Raw genomic sequence first — 4,469 nt, forward strand, 5'->3', positions numbered from 1 at the left:
CGTCAATGTAAGATATACACATATTTAAGAAATAATGTTAGAAACTTTGTCGAAAAATATTTTTTTGACACCCCTGAGACGGCTACAACCGTTGATATATCAACATTTATAGAGGGAGGAGTATGATGTTTGAAAATAAATTAGCCGATGAAAATGCGGTAAAGCAATATGATGAAGTTTTAAAAAGTATTGATTCTTTGACAGAAGATGAGGCTAAAACTGTATTAAAACAGATTTATATGAGATTAGATATTGTTAAGAACGGAAACAAAGAATATAAAAGCGAACAATGTGTAAAAGATTTAATATCCCAATTTAAAGATTTTGTTAGAATGGTAACGTCAAGAATTTTGTGTAAGGTTCTATAGAGTATCCTCAGATTATGCTGTATTTGATAATAAATTCATTTATCTGTTTCCCACTAGGAGACTGAATATTCAGTCTCCTAGTGGGAAACGCACGTCCTTTCATATATCCTTACATACTTACAAATTTTAGTATCTTTCTTCGAACATTTCTTGTAGGGCTTGATAGGCGTTTGAAAAACCTCGTAATTTTCTATTCGACCATTTTTCGTTATAGTCTTGAATGGTCAAGTACGTGATTTTCTCCGCAGCTTCTATACTTGAAAGACTGTTCATCGTCTTTAGTCGTTTACGTATGTCTTTAATGGTTCTTTCGATCGCGTTTGTCGTGTATATGACACTTCGTATGCTTAGTGGATATTTCATAAACGTGAGTAAAACGTCTAAATCTTTTTCCCATGATTGTACTTCTCTTGCGTATTTTTTGGACCACTTTTTCTCGAATTCATGAAATGCTTGTATCGCTGCTTCTTTTGTCGTGGCACGATAAATGAGCTTTAAATCTTCTGCCACTTCTATTTGGTCTTTCTTTCTGACTTTATTTAATATATTTCTGACTTTGTGCACGACACATCGTTGTACATCGGCTTTTGGATAGACAGATTTAAAAGCTTCTTCTAAGCCATTAAGACCATCAAACACGCCAAGTAATACTTCTTTTACTCCACGCTGATATAAATCTTGAAGAATTTCTTGCCATCCAAGAGCGCTTTCTTGACCTCCAACATAGAAGCCTAATATTTCTCGATAGCCATCTTCATTGACTCCAAGGACGATATAAATGACTTCCTTCGCATACGTATCACGACGGACTTTTATATATAAGCCATCTAGGTAAAGGACAGAATAACGCTTATTAAGTGGACGTTGTTGCCATTTTCGAATGTCTTCTATCGTCGCATCTGTAATATTGCTTATCGTGGTTGGGGAGTAACTAGAACCAAGAATTCGTTCGATAAATTTACCGATTTCTCGAGTGCTCATCCCACTTTGGTACATTTTAATAATCGCTTCTTCGAGCCAACCATCGCGGCGTTGATAAGGTTCAAATAGTTGGGTTTGAAAATCCCCATTTCGATCTCGTGGAACATAAAGCTGATCAATTTTTCCATACTTAGTATCCAAAGAACGGGTGTAATACCCATTTCTGGAGTTATGAACCTCCTTCTGTTCTACTTCTAGAAAGTTTTTGATTTCTTCTTTCATGATGAGCTCTAATTTTTCTTTGACAAACTCACGAATCATATTTTCTAGTTGATTTGCGAAGTCAGAGTTAGGTATACTACTAGACATAGGTAGGGTCATCCTTTCTCAATTTGTTTGGTCGCAAATCTGAGAATACCCTACCTATTTTTATTTATCTAGAAATTTGCTTACACAAAATTTTATACATCATCTATTTTAGTGTTTATGATAAATTAAATCAGTTTCGTAACTATCACCGCTGTAATTATTTTTTTAAATACAATCTCTTTAATTCTTCTGTTTCTTCTTTCTTTAATTTTAAATTGTAATGTGAAATGATCTTTTTCATTAAGGAGTCAAATTGCTTTAAATAAAAGCCATAATTATAAATTATCACAAATGCACTTGTCAATCTTTTGTTTCGGACAATTGGGATTATATTATTCTCAAGAGACAAGTAAAAAACATCACAACGATCGTCATTTATTTTATCAATATTTATTTTTCCAATTTCTTTTCTATACAAAGAAAAATAATTTTTCCCTATATGATCTTCAAGGATTTTATTTGCTTTATTAACATCTTCTCCTATATTTCGCAGCATTTTTCTTACGCTATTACTTGGTTTATCTTGATTAAAGTAACTATACACAACTATATAAAATGCCAATTGGCCAAATTCCGAATCGGCATATTGTCCAATCAAAAATTCTTTATTTCTTTGGACTTCATATAATCTCATTTTTTTGTTGACAATATCAGTTTTACATCTTATAGACATATCGAAATACACATTGTCTTTATCATAATTTTTTTGATAGACAGAAACTTCTTTTAACGATTGGTTATCATTTTCAACGATAAAAAGATTAGGATCCTTCTTTAAGAGTTCAAGCACATTCATCATGGACTCCACTTCCTTACAGAAACAAGTTCAATTAAATCTTCTTCAATTAATTCATTAATTGTATAAGGTTTCCCATTTTCATGGTATTTTACAAATTGTGTTCCCCCGCCTGGTCTGCCAAACCAAGGCGCAGCTTTACCAGATTTAACACTAAAGTCTTCCAATACTCTATAAACGTAATAGTTTGCTTCGTCACTATGCAATGCGAGCGCTCTCTCTTCATACGGAACACCCTTTGGAGAAAAGAAGCCTCCAGTTGGTTCTCCATATCTATCTATTAACATTCCTTCTTTCAGGATTGTGTCAACCGGTTCTTCTGCGAATCCATCATTTGGAGGCCATATTACTTCTCCAGTTTCTTGATTATAATATTTTGGATTATCATATACATCTTTATATTTAAGGTACTTTTCCTCACTGGGTGGATACATCCATTTTTCAATTTTCGCTTTATCACCTGGACTTAAACCTTTTGAATTATCTTTAATTTCTTTTATGTCCTCCAAATTCACCCCATCGACCTTGCTCAAGTATGCCCGGATTTTGTTTTCCACCGCATGCGTATTTTCCGCCGGAACCTTAACATCCCCAACCCCTTCCATGGCGAATCCCATTTGCCGGTCAGGGATCGCATTTTTCAGATTTGTTATGGCGTTGTCTACGAATCGGCCGACTTGCAACGCACCGTTTGCTGCGCCGATTTTCAAATGCTGCGGCACTTCTAATTCATTAGCCTCCTACTCGATGTTTAGTAAATTCCCACCTTGTGAAAATCAGAGTATGACTGATTTCTTATGTGTTATAGTTTTAACTCTACTTTTTGGCACCCAATCCATAAATGTATCTCGATCTTTTCTGTCTAGATCTAACTCAACTCCTATTGTAACATCAGATGTAGCAACAAGATATTCATTAACATTTTCATTTAATATTTGCACCTCTAGTCCATCAATCACTCCAATAAGTTCTATTTCATAAATATCTTCTATCTCATTCTGTTCAACTTCTTTAATATACACTCTAGGGAGATTACTAATGTCATAATTATCTGGATATTTTTTTTCGTTAAACCCCTTATCTAAATTTGTTGCATTATAGCTAATTAACCTAACTTTATTCTCTATTAATCTAGCCTTATAGTCCTCACCTTTATATTTGGCATATAATCCTTTTTTCAAAATAATCCCTCCAGTAATTATTGTATCGGAACAAATCTACCAACGTCTTCATCATATATAGCGCGTAAAAATTCTTTTCCATTGATTACTTCATACAATTCAGCCCCATCTTTTGGAGCAAAGTAACCTTTAAATTTCCATTCAGGAACTCTCTATTATATTTATCCACAAATCCCAACTTTAACGATTCTGGATCCTACTTATTATTATTAGATTTCCATCCATATTACGAGTCATTTCATATTCTTTTCCCTTATAAGTGGCGAAACGGCCTTTTCTGATCATGTTTATTCACCTCGGTAATTTGATAGGATTGTCTATTTATGGAAAAAAGGGGTGTCTAATAAGTCGTTTTTACGGCTTATTGACACCCCCATTAATGTTTTAGAAAAGTTGATATATCGGTGTTTATGATTTTTTGTTTTCAATGGCGATTTGACTTTCTGGACAGCCCTTCAAAAATTCTGTCGATCCCTCTATTAAAAAATTTTATGCTCTACCACATTTATTGACAGAAAATATTTTATGTTTCTATTACTTAAATACCTTATTGTTCTTGCTAATCTTAAAATAACAACTTTACTGTTATAAGCCTTTTTATAAAGTTATCAAGGGCATCACTTTCATTATTAAATATTACTTCCGAACCTGTTACAATATTGGCTCTTTATTATCATGGATAACATAAAAAGGATTCAAAAGCCCCTCTTCTCTGAACCATTTATTACGGTCAAATTTAATTTCCATTAATTATTAACTCAGCTTTCGCAGTCCAAAATCTTGTTTAAATGCTTGATGTAAATGGTTTTGGGAAGTACAAAATTATCATTTGAC

Annotated in this window: 5 protein-coding genes; 1 reads left to right on the top strand and 4 read right to left on the bottom strand. The window is 33.3% G+C overall.

Annotated features, from left to right (window positions below):
• Nucleotides 1–125: 125 nt before the first annotated feature.
• Nucleotides 126–368, top strand: a complete 243-nt coding sequence (locus AC0KTX_RS16380; protein ID WP_474253128.1) for a hypothetical protein — start codon at nt 126–128, stop codon at nt 366–368.
• A gap of 126 nt (nt 369–494) precedes the next feature.
• On the opposite strand, the gene AC0KTX_RS16385 is transcribed toward AC0KTX_RS16380, so the two are convergent.
• The 4 genes from AC0KTX_RS16385 to AC0KTX_RS16400 all read right to left on the bottom strand — a co-directional run bounded on the left by AC0KTX_RS16385 (nt 495) and on the right by AC0KTX_RS16400 (nt 3,635).
• Nucleotides 495–1,658, bottom strand: coding sequence for an IS256 family transposase (locus AC0KTX_RS16385; protein WP_474253129.1), 1,164 nt, complete (start codon nt 1,656–1,658; stop codon nt 495–497).
• A gap of 157 nt (nt 1,659–1,815) precedes the next feature.
• On the bottom strand, nt 1,816–2,457 hold the full coding sequence (locus tag AC0KTX_RS16390) for a hypothetical protein (protein ID WP_066251020.1): 642 nt from the start codon (nt 2,455–2,457) through the stop codon (nt 1,816–1,818).
• Nucleotides 2,454–3,176, bottom strand: coding sequence for a TNT domain-containing protein (locus tag AC0KTX_RS16395; RefSeq protein WP_066251017.1), 723 nt, complete (start codon nt 3,174–3,176; stop codon nt 2,454–2,456). Before AC0KTX_RS16395 ends, AC0KTX_RS16390 begins: the two co-directional genes overlap by 4 nt.
• Before the next feature lie 54 nt (nt 3,177–3,230).
• On the bottom strand, nt 3,231–3,635 hold the full coding sequence (locus AC0KTX_RS16400) for a hypothetical protein (RefSeq protein ID WP_066251015.1): 405 nt from the start codon (nt 3,633–3,635) through the stop codon (nt 3,231–3,233).
• Between the last annotated feature and the right edge of the window lie 834 nt (nt 3,636–4,469).

This window comes from Aeribacillus sp. JST-2 (assembly GCF_056032925.1).